Source organism: Flavobacterium sediminilitoris, assembly GCF_023008245.1.
Classification (GTDB): Bacteria; Bacteroidota; Bacteroidia; order Flavobacteriales; family Flavobacteriaceae; genus Flavobacterium; species Flavobacterium sediminilitoris.
This window is the reverse complement of record NZ_CP090145.1, coordinates 3,374,127-3,396,829: the sequence shown is the minus strand read 5'-3', so window position 1 is coordinate 3,396,829 and position 22,703 is coordinate 3,374,127. Positions and strand designations below refer to the sequence as shown.

General features: G+C 32.3%; 17 protein-coding genes and 4 tRNA genes. All 21 read left to right on the top strand.

The window, feature by feature from the left end; translation table 11 throughout:
- Nucleotides 1-97 precede the first annotated feature (97 nt).
- Entirely contained in the window at nt 98-439 is a 342-nt protein-coding gene (locus LXD69_RS15595) for a hypothetical protein (RefSeq protein ID WP_246916063.1), read from the top strand.
- Nucleotides 440-473: 34 nt separating this feature from the next.
- Entirely contained in the window at nt 474-1,142 is a 669-nt protein-coding gene (locus LXD69_RS15590) for a hypothetical protein (protein WP_045971437.1), read from the top strand.
- Between the two features lie 12 nt (nt 1,143-1,154).
- Nucleotides 1,155-2,177, top strand: coding sequence for a hypothetical protein (locus tag LXD69_RS15585; protein WP_045971436.1), 1,023 nt, complete (start codon nt 1,155-1,157; stop codon nt 2,175-2,177).
- Nucleotides 2,178-2,304: 127 nt separating this feature from the next.
- Nucleotides 2,305-2,610, top strand: a complete 306-nt coding sequence (locus tag LXD69_RS15580) for a hypothetical protein (RefSeq protein ID WP_045971434.1) — start codon at nt 2,305-2,307, stop codon at nt 2,608-2,610.
- 28 nt (nt 2,611-2,638) lie between these two features.
- Entirely contained in the window at nt 2,639-3,493 is an 855-nt protein-coding gene (locus LXD69_RS15575; RefSeq protein WP_246916062.1) for a phytanoyl-CoA dioxygenase family protein, read from the top strand.
- Between the two features lie 2 nt (nt 3,494-3,495).
- A complete protein-coding gene (locus tag LXD69_RS15570) occupies nt 3,496-4,374 on the top strand; it encodes a phytanoyl-CoA dioxygenase family protein (RefSeq protein WP_246916061.1) in 879 nt (292 codons plus the stop codon).
- The gene (locus LXD69_RS15565) at nt 4,358-5,476 is read left to right on the top strand and encodes a prenyltransferase/squalene oxidase repeat-containing protein (RefSeq protein ID WP_246916060.1); all 1,119 of its coding nucleotides are present in this window, start codon (nt 4,358-4,360) and stop codon (nt 5,474-5,476) included. Before LXD69_RS15570 ends, LXD69_RS15565 begins: the two co-directional genes overlap by 17 nt.
- 34 nt (nt 5,477-5,510) lie before the next feature.
- Entirely contained in the window at nt 5,511-13,760 is an 8,250-nt protein-coding gene (locus tag LXD69_RS15560; protein ID WP_246916059.1) for an RHS repeat-associated core domain-containing protein, read from the top strand.
- A 26-nt stretch (nt 13,761-13,786) separates the two neighbouring features.
- Nucleotides 13,787-14,374 (top strand): 2OG-Fe(II) oxygenase, encoded by a 588-nt coding sequence (locus LXD69_RS15555; protein WP_246916058.1) that lies wholly within the window; start codon nt 13,787-13,789, stop codon nt 14,372-14,374.
- Nucleotides 14,375-14,482: 108 nt separating this feature from the next.
- Entirely contained in the window at nt 14,483-14,761 is a 279-nt protein-coding gene (locus tag LXD69_RS15550) for a hypothetical protein (protein WP_045971426.1), read from the top strand.
- Between the two features lie 903 nt (nt 14,762-15,664).
- Nucleotides 15,665-15,751 (top strand) — tRNA-Ser (locus LXD69_RS15545).
- Between the two features lie 5 nt (nt 15,752-15,756).
- Nucleotides 15,757-15,830 (top strand) — tRNA-Arg (locus tag LXD69_RS15540).
- A gap of 82 nt (nt 15,831-15,912) precedes the next feature.
- Nucleotides 15,913-15,985, top strand: a tRNA-Pro gene (locus LXD69_RS15535).
- A 113-nt stretch (nt 15,986-16,098) separates the two neighbouring features.
- Nucleotides 16,099-16,170 (top strand) — tRNA-Thr (locus LXD69_RS15530).
- A gap of 176 nt (nt 16,171-16,346) precedes the next feature.
- Complete coding sequence (locus LXD69_RS15525) at nt 16,347-16,925, top strand: RNA ligase 1 family protein (protein WP_246916057.1); 579 nt, start codon at nt 16,347-16,349, stop codon at nt 16,923-16,925.
- 51 nt (nt 16,926-16,976) lie between these two features.
- The gene (locus LXD69_RS15520; RefSeq protein ID WP_045971422.1) at nt 16,977-17,987 is read left to right on the top strand and encodes an RNA ligase family protein; all 1,011 of its coding nucleotides are present in this window, start codon (nt 16,977-16,979) and stop codon (nt 17,985-17,987) included.
- Between the two features lie 4 nt (nt 17,988-17,991).
- Complete coding sequence (locus LXD69_RS15515; RefSeq protein ID WP_246916056.1) at nt 17,992-18,813, top strand: ATP-grasp domain-containing protein; 822 nt, start codon at nt 17,992-17,994, stop codon at nt 18,811-18,813.
- Between the two features lie 182 nt (nt 18,814-18,995).
- Nucleotides 18,996-19,775, top strand: coding sequence for an ATP-grasp domain-containing protein (locus LXD69_RS15510; RefSeq protein ID WP_045971828.1), 780 nt, complete (start codon nt 18,996-18,998; stop codon nt 19,773-19,775).
- Nucleotides 19,776-19,884: 109 nt separating this feature from the next.
- Nucleotides 19,885-20,202 (top strand): hypothetical protein, encoded by a 318-nt coding sequence (locus tag LXD69_RS15505; RefSeq protein WP_246916055.1) that lies wholly within the window; start codon nt 19,885-19,887, stop codon nt 20,200-20,202.
- Between the two features lie 4 nt (nt 20,203-20,206).
- A complete protein-coding gene (locus tag LXD69_RS15500; protein WP_246916054.1) occupies nt 20,207-20,992 on the top strand; it encodes an ATP-grasp domain-containing protein in 786 nt (261 codons plus the stop codon).
- 570 nt (nt 20,993-21,562) lie between these two features.
- On the top strand, nt 21,563-22,594 hold the full coding sequence (locus LXD69_RS15495; protein ID WP_045971415.1) for a T9SS type A sorting domain-containing protein: 1,032 nt from the start codon (nt 21,563-21,565) through the stop codon (nt 22,592-22,594).
- Nucleotides 22,595-22,703 lie beyond the last annotated feature (109 nt).

Below are 22,703 nucleotides of genomic sequence, written 5' to 3'. Positions count from 1 at the left end.
GTCATTTACAAATAAATCATTGGCTTTACTTTATGTAATTGGTGCTTTAAAGTAGGGCATCAACAAAAAAACAAATTAATAACAAATAACAAAAATCATGAGCACAAAAGAGATTTCAACTGCTGACGGAAAATTATTTTTCTCCAATCCACCTCATCCGGATTGTGCTATTCAGCCAGAATTAAAAGACTTAAATGAAGTAAAAGATTTTAAAATAGATACTTCTGCTGCAACAGCTAATAGATCTGCTGCTCCACTTCCAAAAGTAGCGGTTTATAAAGTAGCAGCTGATGTGGTGGTAACACCTGCTAATCCTTTGATTATTTCAGGAAGCGGACCAGTACAGGTGAGTTATAATAAAGTAACCATTCAACCAGGAGGACAAATAAAAGTATTAACTACTGCCGATATTCGAATTGCAGAGTTAGTAAAAATGTAATTAAAAATAGACACAACATTAAAAATTAATAGACATGAGTAATTTAAATGGAGATATAATAATATACGGTGCAGATGGTAGTAATGGAACGGCTGGTCAAGGCTTTTCAAGCGCTGCACCTAGTGGAAATAATGGTACAAATGCCAACTGTGATTGGGATTCGGTTTGTAGACCTAGTTCTTCAAAAGGAACAGCAGGAGCTAACGGAGCCGATGCAGGTTCAGGTGCTTCTGGTGGAAATGGTTCCGATTGTCCGAATGCTACAATAACAATAGGGCAATTAACAGGCTCTATAGTAGTTGCTGCTGCCGCAGGAAGCGGAGGAGCTGGTGGAAATGGTGGAAACGGACAAACTGGTGGAAATGGTGGCGATGGCGGAAAAGCGTCTGGCTGTCCTGCTGGTTCAGATTGTGGTGCTAGTGATGGTGGTGCTGCAGGAAATGGCGGAAAAGGTGGCAACGGAGGAAATGGCGGAAATGGAGGAAACGGTGCTAGTAGTATAGTGGTGCAATATCATGGAGGTAGTGTTTTAACATCTGCTCCAGTTCCTAAAGGAGGTTCAGGAGGTACAGGTGGAAATGGCGGAAGTGCTGGTAAAGCAGGTTCACCAGGAGGAGCACAAGGATCTGGAGGTAGTGCAGGTACTAGTGGTACATCTGGAAATGATGGACATCAATCTAATATTATTTTGCAACAAGTTTAAAAAAGTAAAGCTATGAATGCGACTAAAGATTCAATTTTGTCAAACGTAGCACAACTTTCATCTTATGCATCCACACTTAGTTTGGCTTCGGCCAAACAGGTGTTGGATTTAAGAGATGAACTACTGGCTTTACCAGAAGAAACTAATCTTCAACTAGGTGGTAGATCGGGCTTAAATATAGATGGCAGTCCATTGCAATATTGCATTAGCTCTTCAAGCGAAGGTTTGCATGGGCGTTTTATAAGTGATCCTTCATGCATTGTAGGTTCGCCAGAAGAACGATTTCAGTATAGTTATCAAGCTTTGCAAAAATTATATAGCACCACACAAACGGAAGAAATAAAGGAAATGTGTGAGGAAATGTTAGCCTTTCATTTACCTGTTTCTAAAGAAAACATGGAAGAATATCCAGATGGTGTTTTTTGGTTAGGCGCTTCTCCTGATAGTAAGGGTATGGCTATTTATATTGATGGCAGAAGAGGTGGTAAAGAAGCTTCTTGGAAAAGATTTAGTGATTGGTTAAAGCATTTAATGCCTAATGCTACAGAAGTTGATGAATTTGTAAAAACGTTGAGTCCGTATGCTAATATTATGAGTATCGGTTTAGAAGGCAGTTCTTTAAAAAACGTAAGGGCTAAAATTTATTTTAGATTAACCCATAAACTTACAATTGAAGATTTAAAAATACCAGTTTTACTCGATGAATCGGTTACCCATTTTTTTAACGATGTAATAGGAGATAAAGAGGTGAATTTAGCAGGTGTAGTATTTAATGTAGGTTTTCATATTGCCAGTTCAAAATTGTTTGATGCAAAAATTGATATTTGTGCTTGTCCTTCTTACGTTGAACTAAACCCTAGTGAATGGGTTACTTTATTAGAGGAAACCACAATAAAAAATAAGGTTACCCCATTTCCAATACAAAAAGAAGTGTTAGAAAACGAATGTGCTGTTTCTTATTACGGATTAGGAATAGACATTATGGGAAATAAAAGACTAAATCTTTATTTAAAGAATAAAATAGTATCTAATTAAAACACATTCATTACAGTTTTAGTTATACAACGCTGCTTTTTCTCTTTAAGCAAAATATTTAATTATTCAAATTTACTATTGCAGCATACTCATTGTAATCTGCACTAGATTTTTATTATCTATACACATGAAGCAAAGCATCATTATTCCAAAAAATAAAATTGCTATTTACTATCAAGGATATTGCACCAAATGTAAATTTTTATCTAAAATGGTGGTTGTTTTATCCTTATATATGATTGAAAGGATACCATTAGAAGTTGACGAAAGTATTCAACTTTTTTTCGAAGATTATCCTAAAGCTAAAGGCTATCCCATACTCTTTTTGGGTAGAATACCTATTTATAATTATTGGGTTTTTCCAGCGGTTCCTTTTGCTATTGTCTTGTCTTGGTTTTACAAACTGCAAACGTTGTTTATCCAAGATAATTGATCAAAGTCTAATTTTTTTATAAAGAAATATGAGAAATGTTTTTAAAAACCCCATTCAACAAAAAGAATTTGAAGAAAAGGGATATGTGGTACTTGATTTTTTGAATCCTTCAGAAGTTGATACACTACAACAATTATATAATCAATTGAATGCTCAGCCTAAGGAGAGAGGTTTTTCCACGTCTAATATGAGTATGGATGCCAATTACAGAAAGAAAGTATCTGATGGCATAACAGAGACTTTTAAGAAAGCTGTTGCCTTGCATTTAGAAAATTTCAAACTCTTTTTCGGAATATTTACATCTAAGCAAGCAAATCAATCGGAAAGTATTTGTTCTATACATCAAGATCCTACTTATGTGGACGAATCAAAATACCAAGGTATTACGTTGTGGGTACCTCTTATAGACACTAATGCCACAAATGGCGCTCTTGAAGTTATAGATGGCAGTCATAAATTAAATGATGGTCCAAGAAGTACGCTTCCTAAATTTCCATACAATGAATTGAGCCCTTATTTGATAGAAAATTACTTTAAACGCTTAGATATTAAGGCCGGACAAGCGTATATAGGAAGTTCTAAAGTGTTCCATTGGTCGCCTTCTAATTTTAGCAATACTGAAAGAGTAGCTGCGCTAGCTTGGTTAGCAGAGGAAGAAAGTCAAATGCGTTGTTATTATCAAGATTTTAGAAACCCAGGAGCAACTATGGAGGTGTTTGAGTTGGAACCAGATTATTATATAGAAACGCCTTTGTTTAGCAGACCAGATGAGGCTAGAGCAAAAAAAATAGGAGAAGTTCCTTATTATTTTGATCCTCAAAATGAAGAAAGTGTTACCACAATATTAGGAGAAGCACATAAGAAAATGAAATTATCGGTTTAAAAATGAAAACAAGTATAGAAAATAGAATTCTTTTTAAAAATCCAGAGCATCAAGCTTTTTTTGATATAAACGGATATGTAGTGGTCGATTTTTTAAATGATAACGAAATAGCATCACTTAAAAAATTGTATGATTCTTTAGAAGGAGATCTAGGAGAAGCTGCTTTTGCTTCAACGATTATGAGTAAAAGCGCTATCTATAGAAATGCAGTTTCTAAGGGAATAGGTAACCATTTTGAAAGAGCAATGGCGACTATTTTTGAAGAGGTTACTTTCTTTTGGGGAAATTTCAATATTAAATACCCTCATCAAAATATAGGTATTGTTCCCCTGCATCAAGACCCTTCATTTTTAGATGAAAGACGTTTTCAACCCCTTGGTTTATGGGTTCCTTTACTAGATACTACTTTAGAAAATGGTGCTTTAGAAGTAATACCGGGAAGTCATCATTTTTTACATTTTCCTAGATGCGGTGGAGCTCCTTTTCCTTTTTCTACGTATCAAGATGCACTTTTAAAAGAATTTGGTGTTTCATTGCCTATGAAAGCAGGGCAAATTTATATAGGAAGCCCAGCACTGTTTCATGCTTCACCAACCAATAAAAGTCAGCATCCAAGAATAGTAGCAGCAGGTTTGGCAGGTCCTTCAGAAAGTAGGTTAAAATACCATTTCTATAATGAATCTGAGGCCAATAATAGAGCCGATATATTTGATGTAGATCAAAATTACTATCTCTCAGCCCCTTTATTTAGTAGACCCAATGAAAAAGAATATGAATTAGTGGAAAGTTTAGTTTTAGAAAAACAAAAAGTTACAAAAGAAATGCTGTTTGATTATTTAAGTCAATTTAAAATAAAAAAAGACCATGTTACATGCGAATAGAGAATATTTAAAGAATAGTGAAGAATTTATCACAAAAAAAGCCTCTTGGAACTTCCTTTTTGAGCAAGGGATAAAGCACTTGGTTACAGAAAAAGAAGCCGGTTTTGTGAATACAAAACATAGTATGCCTTTTACAAAGGAAGCTTTTCAGGTGGAACAAGAATTACAAATAGCGGATATTTTTCAAAGGGCTTTACTAGTTGATACTTTAATTGATGCACAAGAGAAATATCCTATTCGTTTACAAGAAATTATAGCATCGGAGTTAACCTATTTAAAAAGCGTTAAAAGAGAAGGAGGAATAGGAGGATGGGGATATTTTCCTGATTTGAAAGAGTTGCCTCCAGATGTGGACGATTTAGCACAAATTCTTCAGGTATTTTGTAAATTTTATCCAAAAGATGGCTTTAAAGATTTGTTTGAAGTGCCTATTGAAACCATATTGAATAATCAGGCAAATGAAGATTTTGGATGGGAAACATGGATACTTCCAAAAGAGAATTTAACAAAAGAACAGCAGTTGCAGTATGAATGGATTCATAAAGCATGGGGAACAGGTTCTGACGTTGATGTTGTGGCTAATTTTTTATATGCGCTACAAAAATATGATAAAGAACGTTTTGAAACTGATATTCAAAGAGGACTACAGTTTTTATATAATAAACAAAATCAAGGAGCGTGGGAAAGCACTTGGTATTATGGTCTTTATTATGGCACGTTTGTTAGCTTAAGAGCTATTTGTTATGGCAAAGGAGATAAACAAGTTGTTGCAGAAGCTTTGGCTTTTTTACTTAATTCTCAGCATGCTGATGGTGGATGGTCTTTACCAGAACAACCTTCCGATTCTTTACAAACTGCGCTTGCTTTGCTTGGCATTGAAATAGCATCTCGTTATTTAGAAAAGCCTATAGACTTAGAATGGCTAGATAAAAGTTTACACTTTTTGGCTAATAAATACAACGAAAACATAGGATGGGAATCTTGTCCGTTCATTAAAATGCCAATGGGTAGACCAAGTGGTTTTGTTCATACTATACTTACTTATGGAAGTTCGCCCATAACGAACAATTTTGTTAGTAAAGCGTGCTTACAATTTTTATAAACAAACTATTACAACCAAATAAACAACAGAAAAAATGAGTTTCAATAATACAAAAGCTAATACTGAGCAGAGTAAACCTCAAGTTACTACGTTTCAGTTTGATAATAAAGCAGTTGGTCAAGTAAAAGATAGTGTTAATCTATTTACAGGAACGGTTAATGTACCCATTAATATTGCCACTTTTCAGGGAAGAAAAGGATTAGATGTAGATATTAATATGATGTATAATAGTAATGTTCAAAATTCAGTTAAAAATTGGAATATTTCAAATCCAACTGGAATTTTAGGATTAGGTTGGGATATGTCGTTTGATAAAATTGCGGTCAATAAAAATGGCAGCGGTACCAGCTCGTCTGATGAGTATTTTTTAGTGAGTAATGGTAGTGCAAACCAATTGATACAAGATGGATTTTTACCTACAAATCCGGTAGATATCTTATTGTTTCAACTTAGAAATTATGAGTTTTGGGATGCTCAATATGATGCTTATAATGAGAAATGGACCATAATTAAGGAAGATGGAACTGTTTTTATTTATGGAGATAAAAATAGTGGTAGAAATACGGTTCAATATGGAGTGCAATGGGGCAACTGGATGGGAGCTTCTAATGTAACTATAGGACAGGAACATTTTGCAAATGCTTGGAATTTATCAGAAGTTAGAAATACTTGGGGAGAATCGGTATTTTATACTTATGATAATGTAGATGTTCCTGTAGGAAATGCTAATGGCCTTGTTTATACACAGGCATCTTATCTTAAAAAAATAGAAGATAGTTTTAAAAGAACAATTGTGTTTTTTTATGGAGAAAAATATGGAGCTAAAAATCCAAGTACTAAAAATATTGTAGAATATCAATCTAGTCATACTAATCAGCCTACACCCAATGCTTACCAAGACAGCTATGAAACACGTTATTTAGATTATATTGAAGTAAGAAATAAATTGAATATTCTTCAATTTACAATCTTATTTGAATATGATTTCATTAATTTAGGAACAAATAGCCAAGTTGAGGTATATCCTTTGATGTGGAAAAGGGTTTTAAAAAGTTTTTGGCAAGTGCAACCAAGTGGTAATACATTGCCTGGTATTGAGTTTGAGTATTATGATACAATTCAAGATATTAATTCGGGTGCTTTAAAAAGTATTCTTTATCCGCAAGGAGCAAAAGCTATCTATAGTTATAAGGAAGAGCCTTTAAATAGTGCTCGTAATATTAAAATTAATGCACCATTGGCTAATGCAACTCCAAGGGTTTGGTTTGGTTCTGATTATACGGTAATTACTTGGTATGATAAGGCAAATAAAAAACTAGTGGCAAAAGTACATTCTTGGTCGGGCAACTGGTCTGAATATCAATTAAATTCAGATATATCAACTGAAAATTATTTTAATAATGTTGATTTTGATATGGATAGTTTAGGCGTAATAACCAAACAAGATTATATAGCGCTTTATTTTACTGATAAAACAAAGAAACAATTTCAATTATTTCTATACCGAAGAAATCCAGAACAATTTGGAACGTTTAATTTAACGAATGGAGCGCAATATTTTCCGTTACAATCAGAAACATCAAAAGTAAGCGTCGAATCGGGTAAAGACTTTGTTATTGTTTCTAGTAAAGATATTACTACAACTCCTATTACAGCATTTCAATGGAATTGGAGACAAAAAGTATGGAATAATTCCGCTAGATTACAACAAGGAGGAATAGCAATTGCAATACCTTCTCCTTCCGATGTTTCTAAGGCGTCTAATATAGCAATCAAGGCAAGAGATAATTATTATATTGCAACCTTCTATAATTTTACTTCAAAATTATTACAATTTCAATTGTTTTATCACAATGGAAATAATGTTTGGTCTAAAAGTGCAGTATACAACACTTCAAATGTTACCATCTATAAAAATGACTCTGAAGGATTAGATTTTCCATTGAATATGACTTTGAGTAATTCCTTTGGAGTGGCTACTTATATTACAGATCAAACGGATACAAAAATAAGTTATAGCCTTAGAATTCTGCAATGGGATAAGAATTTTAATTTGCTTAATGCAGGAACACCTTTAGTGAAAACGTATGAGTCTCCTATTGTAGAAGGAAAATCGCAATATCAATTGTTTTCTACTTTATTAACGGATTCTTTGATAGCCAATAATCCTTTCTTGAATAGATATATTGGTGGAATGGGAAATAATAATAATCCGCTAAATTGGAAAGCGGCTTCTTTTATTACTAAGCCCGAAGATATTGTACATTTTGCAACTGGCTTAGACATTGCAACTATGTCTAAAGAACAAGGACAAAATAATAGTAATCAATATTTACAATTTAACCCAAACTTTGGTTCATGGGGAGCGCCTCAAAATTTAGCTTCAACAGGTAAACATATTACCGTGAGTAGTAATTATATGACGGTTGGGAAAGATGTTTTTTATCAGAATACAAATGGTAACTGGATTAAGCAAACACAGCAATTAAATAATTTAAACGCTCCTGAAACAGTTCAGAATAGAGCTTCTATGTATATTGCTTATCAAGATACTACAGATGATAATGCACAAACGTATTTTGTAAATCCTATTAATGGTAGTTTAAGCGCACCTGTAAAATTACCTATTACTTCTGAAGGTTTTGGACAAAAAATAATGGTGGATCAAGAAACAGTAAAAGCAGGTACTTTATTAGCTGGAGCAGATGTTTTTGTAACCTATCCTTCTAATCAGGAATTTGATAGTTGTAGTTCTCTAGCCTTATATAAAGTAGTAGATGGTAAAGCTACTGATTCGGTTCAGGTAACACCAGTATCTTATATCGCTATTACGAATGATGTAAATAGTGAAGATGTTTTTTATCAATCTTATGATTATACTCGTTCTGCACAATCTATTATTACGTATGATGCTCATTCTAGTTTAGCACAATTTCCAAAAGTAACTACTTTTATGGGTACGAAAATACCCGATGTGGCTTTAACAACAAGTGGCATTTTAATTAGTTATTTTTCTAATGGGGTGTCTTTGCAAAATGAAATTCCTTACAATACAAATTGGGTGTATAATTATAGTCAGTTGCTAAATGGTGCTTTACTACAAAAATTGCAATACGATAAAGAAGGTAATTTAGTAAGCAAGGATATTAATTATTGGCAAATATTTACGGCTAATGTAAATCAGAAAAGTTATTTATTTGGTGCTTTTTTTAGAATAAGTAAAACAGTATCAGAACAAGATGGCGTTACTCAATTATCAACCATAGAATACTATCAGGATATTGGATTGCCAATGCGTTCTTTTAGTTCTTATTATGATTCAAATGGTGATCAGAAAACAATTACCAGTGAGAAAAAATACGCTATTCAGATTCCAAATTATCAAGCTGCAATGCAACAAAAACATTTGTTGAATGCTATAGCACAAGAATCGGTGTTTATAAGTGATAAAAACACAGAGAAAAAGTGTGTAAGTTCTAAAATCGTTACATGGAAAAACTGGTCAACTAATGCGGAATGGAAATGGTCTCCTTTTCAAAATTTTGAATGGCTAGATAATGATAAGAATACACCTGATTTTGATTTTTCTACTATTCAAAATAATAATGATTGGTTAAAAAAACAAGAGGTTGTTACAAGAGGTGTTTATGATACTGTAAATGAAATGATGGATGTGGAAGGGGTAAAAGCATCTTATATCTATAGCACAGATGCACAATTCCAAATAGCCGAATTTTTAACCGCTAGTAAAATAGGGGAAGAAGCTTCATTTTTGAGTTTTGAATCTTATGAAGATAATGATGGATGGACCATTTTACCTAATGCAAGTATTATTCCTAATGATAAAGACGCAACTATAGATGCTAAAATAGGACAAGCATCGTTAAAAATAGAGAAAGGAATAGGTTTAGAAAATAGCTTTACTCCTCAAAATCAATTACAAGATTATGTTTTTTCAAGTTATGTGAAACTTCCAGACGGTTTTGATACTTCTAAAGGCGATGCAAAATGGATTGTATCTTTTAGCCAAAATGGAACAACAGTAGGAAATGAAATAGAGTTGTCTTTTGGTAATGAGGTTGGTAAATGGCTATATGTGTATCAAATTTTAAATTTAAAAGCAGTACAAGCAAATGGGAATAGTGCTATAACAATTAGTATTAAGGCACAAAATAATAATACTGCAACTGCGGTTTTAGTAGATTGTGTTCGTTTTTCTCCTTTGCAAAGTCTATTTTCTGCAACTTCGGTTAATACTCAAATTGATGCTATTCAAGCTAGTTTAGGTTCAAATGGAGAAGTAAAAAGAAAGTTTTTTGATAATTACCAAAGAATAGTGGCCAATACAAGTTTTGCAGAAAAGACAACATCAATGGCAACGAATTATTTTTCACGAACAGGAAATGATAATGCTTTTTCTACAGAAAATCCTAATAGTAAACTAAAGATAATGGCTGTTAATGGAGGAGATGCTCTCTCTTTTACTCAGGGTAATGAATGGAAAAACTATTGGACTCCTTCTAATGAGCAAGACTGGCAAACAGAAAATGGTGTATTGAATTATACAAAATCTTCTGGTGAAGGAATTTTAAGTTATAAAGGAAACGAATTGAATGATTATGGATTATTAGTTCAGTTAATGCCAAAAGAAATCATTTCGAACTCATTGGGCTTACAAATAGGAGATCAATATACCATTCAATGGAATCCTTCTACTAGTCAATGGGAATTATTAGGAAGTGATCATCAAATTCTTCAGTTTAAAAAACCAAGTATAAAAATAAGTCATCCTAAATCTAAAGAGGATGCACAATCTTTGTTGTTAAGAACAGGGTGCTATTCTAAAGTTATTGGAAATGCTGTCAATGCAAAGGAAGATGCCATATATGAATCGGAGTTTAATAAGTTCTATAAAATAAATCAGACTTCTAATACAACAGAAATAGCTTCTTTAGCATCGCAATGGACTGTTATGGTTACTAAAAATACATTGTTGTTTTTTGCCGATGGAATACTTGTGTTTAATTATAAATCGAATAGTATTATTTCTGGAAAACTGAGCTTATTTACAAACAATAAGATTAGCATAAATAGTTTATTAACAATGATTAGCCCTATGGCTACGCAAACATTTGTGAATGCTGTAGGAAATGATATGCAGTCTCAATTACTAGATAATACTAGAATGACTGTAATTGAAAATATTTATAACAATCAAGGAAATATAATTGCCAATACAAAGCCTGCTTTTGTTGAAGCCTCTACCAGCACACCTGTTTTTCAGTATATCTCAGAGTTTGCTTTGTATGATTTTGATACACAAAAAATGCAAGGTTTAATAACGGATACTTATCAAGAGGATGAAGGTTATCCTTATTTTGGATATCGCTACGAAACTTCTCCACTTGGAAGAATACTAGAGCAATCCATGCCTGGTGTAGCTTATAAGTTGGGAGCTAATACTCAGAAGTATGAATATGGAAGTAATGACGGAACTTATGGTTTGCCAAAAGGAGAATATTATCAGGTAAGTGTTACAGATCAAAATGGAAATAAAACCTATACTATTACCGATAAGAGAAATCAAGAAGTTAGAAAAGTAAGTCAAAAATCGGCAACAGCAGAAATTGTTTCAGCAGTTTATTATAATGATTTAGGGTATCCAATACGTGCATTATCACCCAATTATGAAGAAGGTGGACAAAATAACGAAGATTGGATAAGTTATCAAACGTATAGTTTTATTGGTGAATTAATCAGTACTTCAAATGCAAATGGAGGAACTACAGAAATGATTTATGACAGGTCTAATCGTTTGCGTTTCCGCCAAGATGCAGAAGGCAAATCTCAAGGGAATTATCAATATTATAAATATGATCTTTCAGGAAGAATAAGTGAAACTGGCTATGTTGCAGGAGTTTGGGATAGAAATGCTTTACAAGATCAGGCCAATTATCATCCAGAATATCCTGAAAATGTGTCAACTTGGCGAATGAAAACGTATTATGACTATGATGGGACTAATGCTCCTTATCAAATAGGACAAGTAGTAAAAACGGAAAATAACCATTCAGACGATGGTAATGCAGATGTAATAGAAAATTTCTTATATGACATTTATGGCAATGTAATTAGTAGAACTCAAAAGGTAATTGATTTTGATAATGAAAATTATGAAACTCGTTTTTATTACAATAATTTAGGCGGTATTACTCAAATTGATTATCCGGTTGAAAAAGGGAGTACTCCATATTCAGTTTATTATACGTATAATACTATAGGACAAATTGAGCGTATAGGAAATACGGCTTCTTCAAGTAATATTGCTTCTTATGTTTATAATCCTACTGGAAAACCTTTAGAAGAAACGTTAAACCCTACTGGAAATAGTTTTATTCGTAATTATGGCTATAATTCTCCTGTATGGCTTGATAATGTAAAGGATACTAAAACACAAGATAGTTCTTTTATTTTTCAAGAAACCTTACAAACTTCATTGCCAGAAGGACCTGCTTATTATAATGGACAATCGGCAGCTATTCGTTTTCAATATCCTTCAGATATGAGTGCGGGCTCTACTTTTACCAATACTTATAATTCACTAAATGCATTAGAAAACGTTAAAGAGAGTAGAGGACAGAATGAGTTGAATACTAAGCAATATAAGTTTGATAATAATGGGAATTTTGATACGATAACGATTGATTCTAAAACCTATCAATTTGAACCAGAAATTGGAAAAGGAGATCGTCTTCAAAAAGTAACAGATATAGAAAATCAAAGTACTTTATTTGACTTTCAATACAATTTAAATGGTTCAATTGCACATTATCAAACCTCTGATGATGATGGTTACGAAGCGCAGCAATTACAATTTACCTATGATGCTGGTTCACGTATGACTGCTGTTATAAATGATTTAAATCTTGAAAAACAGTATAAATTCTTTTATAATAATTCAAGTGATAGAGTATTAAAACAACAATATTCTGGAGGTTCTGTTCAAGAAAGCACGTTGTATGTAAAAAGTTTATCGGGTAATCCGTTAGTACAAATAAAGAAAAGTAATAGTGTAAAAGATACTTTATATATGGTATATGGACCAATTGGTGTAGTATCCTTTGTAAAAAATAATAATACCTATTTTACTTTGAAGGATCATTTAGGTTCTGTGCGAGTAATTATGGACGATAATGCTAATGCTATTGCGGCTTATGAATATGATATCTATGGAAACGTAACTGTTGTTGCTCAGCCTGAAACGGATTTCTTTCCTTATTTGTTTACTAGTCAAGAATATGATTATGAATTAGGCATATATAATTATAAAGCTCGCTTTTATTTTAGTAGAATAGGTCGATTTGGCGTAATTGATAATTATAATCAATTCTTTAGTCCTTATATCTATGCTGGGAATAGTCCATTAGTTTACATTGATCCATCGGGTAATTTTTCTATAGGTAATTTCTTTTCCGCAATTGGAGGCGCTATTATTGGAGCATTTGAAATTTTAATAGGTGTAGCTATAGATGTTGTAGCAGGAGTTTTAGAAGCGGTTACAGGAGGTCTTTCTACACCTGTGAGTATAGGGTTAGCTTCTTTAGCAGGGGCATTTATAGGAGCAGGAGTAAGTTCTGTAACGTATTCTGCAGTTAGTTTAATAACAAACGATTTCAGTTGGAAAGAATATGGTATTAATACAGCAATTGGATTTGTTGTAGGTGCTATAACAGGTGGTTTTGGAGCAGCAGGATCTATAGCTGCAGAAGCAGCTACAGGAGTAAAAGCAGCTGCAGATGCAGGGAAAGCTGTAAGTACTTTGGCCAAAGTAGCCAATGCTGGAATAAAAGGAGCTTTTGCTGTTGCTGGTGCCGAATTAGCTGTTACATCTGCTACATTAATAGATAATGCAGCACATGGAAATAGTTTAGGAGCTGGTTTGGATGAAGCGTTAATCAAAGGAGTATTAAGTTCTACATTATCATGGGCAATACCAGGTATTGATTATAAATCTGGATGGGGAAATTTATTTTCAAGAGTATCAGCGGGAATAGCAAAATCTGAGGCTATTGATGTATCCATTCAATTAGGATCGAATGCCATTCATGGAAATAGTTTTGATACAGGACTTATGAATACAGTTGTAGGAGGATTTGTAGGAGGAAGTATCGGGTCTTTAGAAACTAAATCCTATGCAACGGAAAGAGCTCAAAATGAACTTAATTTTATGAATATTGGAACCCCGAAATATCAAGTTCCAGCTAATGGAATCATTAGATTGTAAAAAATAGTACTTATAAATATTTGATTATGAATATGCTATTAGATAATTATGACCAATGCCAATTAGATAATTGGTATTGGTTTCAAGAAGCATTTACAGAAGATGAATTACTCCAAATTGAACAAATTCAGGAGCCTATTCCTTTTAATATTGCAAAAATATCACATGATACGGATGATTTAGAAATAAAACGAAAAAGTGAAATTAAATGGCTTAAAAAAGAAGTTCCAGATTTTAAATGGTTGTATGAAAGGTTTATTACTATGGCTACAGAAGCGAATAAATCTCTTTGGAAATTTGATCTTACAGAAATAGTTGATGATTTACAATATACAGCTTATCATCATAATGGTGGACATTTTGATTGGCATATGGACTTAGGAAGTGAAAAATATGCTAGAAGAAAAGTAAGTATTACCATGCAATTATCAGATCCAGAAGACTATGAAGGTGGTGATTTTGAGTTTATGATAGGAAATGAAGTGGTAAAACTACCAAGGAAAAAAGGGTGCGTAATACTATTTCCTTCTTATTTCTTACATAGAGTTACTCCTGTAACAAAAGGAACAAGAAAATCATTGGTATTATGGATTTATGGTCCACCTTTTCGATAGAGTAAAATAATTAGTTTTTCTTTAGAAATAAGGATGAGGTTTCCATTATAAATTTAATAGAAAAGATATTTAAGGGTCTAAAAATAAACAACTTTAAAAATAAACATTATGTCAAAATCAAAAACTTTTGATGGAGTAACACCATCAATTTGGGAATGTGTAAAAGCAACAAGCTTAAAAGAACACGGAACGGTTTATGCTCCACCTGGAGCTAATTCTGGAACAGCAAAAACAAGTACAATTGTAGGAGAAGTGCTTTTAGAGTTTAATTTTAATCCTACTAGTAACAGTGTAGCTTATACAATAATTAAAAAACCTGGATTAGCTTCTGAAAGTCAAATATGGAAAGGCATTGAATCTACAATAAAAGGATGTTCTAAAAAATAAAGATTGTGTTCATTGTTTGGTTTCCATTTTAGAATTGGATCTTGTGGTTAAGTAGTACTATTTAAAGTAATCTTATAATTTTAGCATTTTTAGATGTAATTTTTATTAAAAAAATGAATTTTATAAAATAAATCTTATATTTGTCCTCGAAATGAAAACATTAAGACAACATATTGTAATACTATCAAAAGATAGTAACTACCGTTTAGCAGAAGGATTCCCTGCTAAGGGCAATAGGTCGTTTGTAATGTTTTATGAGTTTTAGAATACAGAAAAAGTACTTTTTACTTCACAATATATACAAGCGTCCTTCACAAGAGGGCGCTTTTTTTGTTGTTTATTACTTAGTAATTAGTGAAGAGAATAGAGGAAAGAGAAGAGAATTTAAAAAAAAGAAAAAAATGTTTAATGCTTAATAAAAATAAAACAAAATAAGACTTGAAAGCTAAGCAAATGAGAGACAGTCATTTGGATGATTTAAGAATATCGGTTGTAAAACGGACAGGCTTTTTTTTGCTTAAAAATAAGTGTAACTAATTGATAGTCAATAAAATAATTTAAAAAAAGATTTGGAAGTTTACTTTTTTTGACTTTATCTTTGCAGCAGAAATAATGAAGCAATCAATTAGTAATGATTGATTTTTGAAGAAGTAATAAAACAATTGATTAATTAATCAGTAACAATTTATAATTAAGAAACATGAGAACACTAGATATACAGTATAAAGGAGAACAAAAAATGAATTTAATTTCACTAGAGCGTAGCTTTTCACTAAACCCGAGTTTTGACTTCGCGGTAAAACGAAACATGCAGGTGCATCACTATAGGCAATAAGATAATACTATCTTATTTGTAAACATGAAGCACCTTTAACGAGGTGCTTTTTTTTATGCTTAAAATTTGGAGAGTAGGTAAATATTGGTTTGTTACACCCGACTGCTAATCGGTTTACTCACAAGGTAATGAGGGTTCAATTCCCTTGCTCTCCGCAACTGATTTTGTAGCTCAACTGGAGAGAGCAATTGCCTACGAAGCAATAGGTTTCAAGTTCGAATCTTGACAAAATCACAAAATGTTCTTAGAAAGGAACACCCACTCAAAGGATGGTTTTTTTGACTGTCTCTCAAAAAGACTTGACTTTGAGTAACCGCTGGGAAGATAACGATTGGTTGTTTACTCGCTTTGGATGCGAGAGGTTGTAGGTTCGAGTCCTGCTTCCCAGACTGTTTAGTAGCTAGTGAATAGTAATTAGTAATTAGTGATTAGTGAATAGTAATTAGTGAATAGTAAGACTTTGACTCTCTTTGTTCGGTTTCGAATCCTGACAAATCAACAAAATGCTATAGCTCAAAGGTTAGAGCAACAGCAATGTATGCTGGAGATGGAGGTTCGATTCCTTCTGGTGTTTAAGTGATTAGTACTTAGTAAATAGTGCTTAGTAATTAGCAGTTCGTCAGTTCGAGTTTTTTAACGTAGAGCAACGTAGTTAAAAAGTATCGAGAACTCTTTTTTGAAGTAAAGCTTCTCGATTGGATTTGGACTCAAATTATTAAGGTTTAACTAACCATAAAAAAGAAAAATAAGATGAAAAAGATAAGTACATTATTTGAAAAAGATCCTAAAGATTTAGGTAGGGTAACGAGCATAATTAACAAAGAAAATGCTTGGGTTTTTGAAGGGGAAGCGATAGCGACAAGAAAATTTGATGGTACTTCGGTGGCTATTATTGATGGTGAATTGTTTAAACGATTTGATGCTAAAAAGGGTAGAAAAATTCCTGATGGAGCCATTCCTTGTCAAGAAGCAGATAGTAAATCGGGTCATCATCCACACTGGATAAAATGTGATCGAACCAAATCAGAAGATCGTTTCTTCTTTGAAGGGTTTGATAGTTTAACAATATTATTAGATGGTACATATGAACTCTGTGGTCCTAAAGTGCAAGGTAACCCGGAACGATTTGAAACACACCAATTGGTAAAACACGGTTCTGAAATAATTGATTTAGAAAGTGTTGCTTTTGAGGATTTAAAAGCTTTCTTAATGAGTGATGAAACAGATATAGAAGGTATTGTTTTTCACCACAAAGTAGATGACAGAATGTGTAAGTTAAGAAAATCTGATTTTGGTGTTAAGCGATTGGAATTAGTACTTAGTGAATAGTACTTAGTACTTAGCTTTTAATTTTTAGTTTTTAACTTTTAGTTTAATAAAATGGAATTTAGAAAATACAATTCAATAGAAAATACGTACCAAAAACAAGTTTTGGAACAAATTATAATTCATGGTTTTGAGAAAGAAATCTATGTGGTACAAGAAAAGGTACACGGTGCTAACTTCTCTTTTTATACGGATGGAGAAACGATTAAGATTGCAAAGCGTACTGATTTCGTTAGTGAAGAGGAGACTTTTTACAATGCTCATGAAGTAGCAAAACGATACAAAGAGAAAGTATTGGAAGCTTTTAAAACGGTACAATCGGAATTTCAAGAGACTAAGTTCATTGTGATTTTTGGGGAATTGTTTGGTGGAAATTACAACCATAAAGAAGTAGCTGTAGCAAAAAACGCTATCAAAGTACAAAAAGGAGTGGATTATTGCCCAGAAAATGATTTCTATGCTTTTGATATTAAAGTAAACGGCACGCATTACTTAACCGTTGATTCGGCAAATAGTGTGTTTGAAAAAACAGGTTTCTTTTATGCAAAAACCTTGTTTGAGGGTACTTTAGAAGAAGCCTTTCGTTATCCAAATGAATTTAACTCCTTGATTCCAAATTGGTTGGGTTTACCCCAATTAGAAAACAATATTTGCGAAGGAGTTATTATTAAGCCAATTATTCCAAAGTATTTCGGAAACGGTTCTAGAGTGATTTTGAAGAATAAAAATGAAAAATGGGCTGAAGTAGGTAAAAACAACAAACCTAAAAAAGAGCATAAAGAGAATTATTTTTCAGGAGAAGCACAAACCATTTGGGAAACTATTCAAGACTATATTACTATTAACAGATTGTATAATGTGTTGAGTAAAGAAGGAGAATTTCAGCCTAAAATGATGGGTAAATTGGTAGGATTGTTTTCACAAGATGTGATTGCTGATTTTAAAAAAGACAACCCAACAGCTTTAGATGTTTTAGAAAAAGAAGAACAAAAAAGCATCAATAAAAGAGTCAATAACCAAGTGATAAGCTTAATTAAAGAAGAGTTTATGACGATTAAAGTGTAAAACAATGCAAACAATTTTAGTACTGAATGGAGAAAAATATTGGCAAGATTATCTTCCAGAGTTTACTGTAGTTCAGAAGAAAATTCAAGATTCTGATTTTATACTGAAAGATAAAAAACTCTTTGTTGTAGATAGTGAAGGAGTATGTGCACCCGATTTAATCATTTGGAGATTGGGTGCCATTTCACCCAATTGGAAGCATAGAACGGCTTTAGAAATCATTAAGAGTTCCAATGTTGTTTGTGTGAATAGTGCTGAAACGTTACTTCAAGGTTATGATCGTTTGTCTATGTTGCATGTTTTATCGAATCTAGGAATGCCTGTAATTCCTTTTCAAGTAGTTACGCATTCTAGATTATTAAAAAACATAGCAATGCCATTTCCTTTTGTAGTTAAAGTGGGTAACTATCATGGTGGTTATGGAAAAGTATTGGTTCAAAACGCTGAAAAATGGCAAGATATTCAAGATTTGTTATTTGTAACCAATGATTATAGTACTATCGAGCCTTATATTGATTATCAGTTTGATATACGCTATTTGATAGTAAAAGATAAAGTTTGGGCGATGCAACGCAAAGGACAATTTTGGAAATCGAATGTATTAACAAACGAATTTCAATTAATAGAAGTAAGCTCTATCTGGGAAACAAGAATTAGAAAAGTAAGCAATCATTTAAAAGCAGATATTCTCGCTTTAGATGTGCTAATAGATAAAGAAGGAAACGAATTTATAGTAGAATATAATGATATTCCAGGATTATCAGGTTTTCCAGAAACGGTGAAAGTAGAATTAATAAAAGTAATAAAACGGAGAATAGAAGCATAGGTAGTATAAACTTCTCAATACGCTTCGCACTCGAAGTGACGCAGATTGAGAGTACTAGGTTTGATGTTGTTAATACTTCGTCAGTTAGAGTATTTTTAATGAAATGTAAATAGCGATTTAATTAAAAATGTATCGAGAACCTTATGTCTTATGTAAAAACAACAATTAAAAATTTAGAAATCATGTATTTTTTAGTCCAAGCCAATATCTATTTAGATCCGGATCATTATAAAGTTTTTGATGCTTTGGACGAATTAGGAATAGAATATGAAGTTGTAAATATAAAACCAACCGATACCGAAATTGCTATGAAAGCTAATCGAAAGGATGTTTTTGTATATGGTTCGGTAACTATGGCACGATTAGCAAAACAATATAAAGACTGGTTTCCAGGTTCGTTTTATGGTGGCAATCATTTGTATGAAGTGTATGCTCATTATTATGGTTCACATTTGTTGAATGATGAAATAAAGATTGGAAAGCTAACAGATGATTTGGTTTGGCAAAAAGGAGAGAAGAAATTTATAAAACCTTATAAAGAAGCTAAAATTTTCACAGGAAAAGTATTTGAAAAAGAAGAATGGGAAGATTTTATTATTGAGGCTTTAGCCCATCCAAAGCTTTCCATTACTAAAGATTCAGAAATACAAATTTCCAAACCTAAAACAACTATAAAGGAAGCAAGAGTTTGGATTGTAGGCGGACAAATTATAGATGCTGGTTATTATAAGTTTAATGGAGATTTTGCTTTTGAAGCTAGTGTTGCTGCTGAAGGAATGGCTTTTGCCAAAGAAATGATTTCCCTTTTTAACTTAGAAGAAGCTTTCGTTATGGACATTTGTTTGACTTCTGATGGCTGGAAAATTGTAGAAATAAATTGCATCAACAGTTCTGGTTTTTATACCAATACCGATGTGAAAAGTATTATTAAGGCTTTGTATCTCTATTTTTTGAATAGGTAAAACATAATGATAGCTTCTCGATACGCTTCGCACTCGAAGTGACGCAGATTGAGAGTACCTATGTGGTTAAAAAAACAACAAAATAAAAACAATTAAAAAAAATAGAAAAATGAGAAAAGATATACTAAAACGATTTTTAACGAATACCGACGAAACAGGAAGATTCTTAATGAAATCGAGGATAACAGGAATTATTTATTTCGTAGAACCTATTTATAATGGAAAAACACCCAAATGGGGCGATTTAAATCCTGCAACGGGACAATTAGAAGGGAATTATGGTTCTAAATATACAGGAGCTGTTACTAAGAAAGAATCTCTTATTACAGAAGAGAATGGTTTTGTGAATATTGGTTATTTCAAAGGGAGTCCTTTTGGAGCCATAGAGCAACGAGATAAAGCCCATCAAGAACGCTTGAAACAATAAAAAAATGCAAATCTATAACAGAATAGCCTTAGTTGGCATAGAACAAGAAGAATATGAGGTCATTAGAGCTAATTATTCTGGACTGATCATTTGGCATCAAGCCCTTCCAAAAATTGTGGTAAAAGGCCAAGTATTATACATGGAAAAAGCCAATGGAGTAGGCATGTTACCTGTAGATAAAGTAGTCTATTACGGTATCTATGATAATGATTTCGATTTTATTGCTGGTTTGGCTATCTGGAATGGGGATTGTTATCCTAATGCAGTTGCCATGCTCGATTGCCGCTTTAAGATTCCTTGTTTGGTGAAGGCTTTAACGCATACGCAATTTAGTGCACCAAGAGGATTTATTAGTGCAGGAGCGTCAATGAACGCAACAGAAGATACGGTTGCTAAATGGGGCAATTGGCATTGTGGCGAAAACAAACATCGTTTTACGGGCGAATGGGAAAGTGAATTTACCGCTACAACCGAAGCTTATTTTGAAGGAGAAGCGGTTCGTATTATGGTACTTGGTGATAAGCATTGGCAAATTAAACTGGAAGGGGAAACGTGGTTAAAATCTATTCATCCCAATAGTGCGGGTTTTATGCCAGTAGATGCTGAATTATTAGCCGATACTTTACACATTCAAAAAGCCATGCAAATGGATATGATAGGAAATGATTACATAGTAGGTAATGATGGTAAGAAGTATTTATTGGAAGTGAATCATATTCCAAACATCACCCGATTTGAAGCGGTTAGAGAAGCCTATTTGGCAACTGTTATAGCATTTATTAATGGTTAATGATTATAAGACAATATTGAGAATAATTTATACATTTTTTATACTACGTAGAATAGCTGCGTACTACTGTTGAAATCTTTGTGTCAGAAAATAAAACGTTCTTTTAAGATTACTATAAAAACAATTAGCCTTTGCAAAGAGACCTTTCTTTTTAATGAAGAAACATTATCTAAAGACCTGAAAAGGGTGTACGTTTCTGGAACTGCTGTTTTGCTTTTCTGTTTGTATGATTTGCCAGTACAATAGGGTAAATGAAATAGAAAACCATTGCAACACTTTTTTTAACCTCTCTTTTTCCGTTCTTTAATCCAGATTATACATTAGATTTTGTAATAGATTTCTAATTCGTAATTTGGGTTTAAAGTAAAGGCGAGTTTGTTTTTAATGTGATATTATTTAACAACTTTTGTGTTTTTTCTTACAATTTTTAATTTATTTTTGTTTTAAATAAATTCGTAATATATAATTATTTATATCCTAAAAAGGATATAATAAATACGGAACATTTAACTAAAGTCCTAAAGTTTTCGTATAAAATGGCATGTAAATGCAAAAGGAATTCAAACAAACATGAAAAATAAAATTTTAATAGTATTCGTCTTAATTACATCTACACTCTTTTCTCAAATAGATAGAGTTGTAGGAAATGGAATAGTACAGTCTCCAATTTTTGATACTGGAGCAAATTATGATGATGTAGCTTCTTGTAATGTTTTTCATACTTATACAAGAGAGTCAAGTTCAGTACTAACAAATTCTCAAAAATTAAATTCTAAATGGGTATTAAAAAGAGTAAATGGAAGTCAAGAATTGATCATTAATCCTAATTTACCATTATCTCAAAATGCTCAATATGATGCTTCAACTAATTCAGTTATAAGTACTAACTTAATGAATGGAATGAAAGTAATAATCATTCAAGCGGATTTTGATACTTTAACAATGAAGTTTGAAACATTGCCTTCAAGTGGATTTTTAATTATTGAAAATTCCATGAATATAAATTTTTTAAGACCTGGAAGTCCAGCTTATGTCAATTTAGTTGAGCATTCTTGTAATAATAATACAAATGAAAATTGTTTAATATCTTCTATTGAGAATTGTGGAACTATGTCTTGTGTGAAAGTTACAAAAGTAGATAGTTTATGTCATTCTTGTTATTGTGTTGTTATTGAATTTGAAAATGGAACAATGCATTCTTTTCACTTAAATTTTAATACTGGAGGAAATGTAATGATGAACTGTTTTGGTAATAAAATCAAGAGAGTTGTAAAGATTGAAAAAGTATTAGACTGTGGAGGATGTGATGTTCAGCAAAGTAAAAGTTCATTTAATAATTCTAAAGAAATAGAAAATGAACTGATGAATATTGAAAATAAAGTAAATGTTTATCCTAATCCAGCAAGTGAGTTTTTATCATTTGAAGGAGAGAATCTAAAAACTTTATCTATTCAATTATTTGATAATAATCATAAGATTTTAATTGAAAAGAATAGTTTAGAAGAAAATTTAAATATTGATTTTTTGAAGTCTGGAATCTATTTTTATGAAATTAAAAACAGTGATGGATATAAACAGAGAGGTAAAATTATAAAAAAGTAATTTAATTAATTTTTACGAATTTATTTATAGCCTTCGTGATGAAGGCTTTTTTGTCTTTTTGAACTATTGGTGTTTATATTTTAAAATTCTATGCAAGAATATATGTATA

Excerpts from the sequence above, each read along its gene's own strand:
- LXD69_RS15550 (WP_045971426.1), top strand. The coding sequence starts at position 14,483 with ATGTCAAAATCAAAAACTTTTGATGGAGTAACACCATCAATTTGGGAA.
- LXD69_RS15520 (WP_045971422.1), top strand. The coding sequence starts at position 16,977 with ATGGAATTTAGAAAATACAATTCAATAGAAAATACGTACCAAAAACAA.
- LXD69_RS15570 (WP_246916061.1), top strand. The coding sequence starts at position 3,496 with ATGAAAACAAGTATAGAAAATAGAATTCTTTTTAAAAATCCAGAGCAT.
- LXD69_RS15525 (WP_246916057.1), top strand. The coding sequence starts at position 16,347 with ATGAAAAAGATAAGTACATTATTTGAAAAAGATCCTAAAGATTTAGGT.
- LXD69_RS15505 (WP_246916055.1), top strand. The coding sequence starts at position 19,885 with ATGAGAAAAGATATACTAAAACGATTTTTAACGAATACCGACGAAACA.
- LXD69_RS15555 (WP_246916058.1), top strand. The coding sequence starts at position 13,787 with ATGAATATGCTATTAGATAATTATGACCAATGCCAATTAGATAATTGG.
- LXD69_RS15585 (WP_045971436.1), top strand. The coding sequence starts at position 1,155 with ATGAATGCGACTAAAGATTCAATTTTGTCAAACGTAGCACAACTTTCA.
- LXD69_RS15515 (WP_246916056.1), top strand. The coding sequence starts at position 17,992 with ATGCAAACAATTTTAGTACTGAATGGAGAAAAATATTGGCAAGATTAT.
- LXD69_RS15580 (WP_045971434.1), top strand. The coding sequence starts at position 2,305 with ATGAAGCAAAGCATCATTATTCCAAAAAATAAAATTGCTATTTACTAT.
- LXD69_RS15590 (WP_045971437.1), top strand. The coding sequence starts at position 474 with ATGAGTAATTTAAATGGAGATATAATAATATACGGTGCAGATGGTAGT.
- LXD69_RS15560 (WP_246916059.1), top strand. The coding sequence starts at position 5,511 with ATGAGTTTCAATAATACAAAAGCTAATACTGAGCAGAGTAAACCTCAA.
- LXD69_RS15575 (WP_246916062.1), top strand. The coding sequence starts at position 2,639 with ATGAGAAATGTTTTTAAAAACCCCATTCAACAAAAAGAATTTGAAGAA.
- LXD69_RS15510 (WP_045971828.1), top strand. The coding sequence starts at position 18,996 with ATGTATTTTTTAGTCCAAGCCAATATCTATTTAGATCCGGATCATTAT.
- LXD69_RS15595 (WP_246916063.1), top strand. The coding sequence starts at position 98 with ATGAGCACAAAAGAGATTTCAACTGCTGACGGAAAATTATTTTTCTCC.
- LXD69_RS15565 (WP_246916060.1), top strand. The coding sequence starts at position 4,358 with ATGTTACATGCGAATAGAGAATATTTAAAGAATAGTGAAGAATTTATC.
- LXD69_RS15500 (WP_246916054.1), top strand. The coding sequence starts at position 20,207 with ATGCAAATCTATAACAGAATAGCCTTAGTTGGCATAGAACAAGAAGAA.
- LXD69_RS15495 (WP_045971415.1), top strand. The coding sequence starts at position 21,563 with ATGAAAAATAAAATTTTAATAGTATTCGTCTTAATTACATCTACACTC.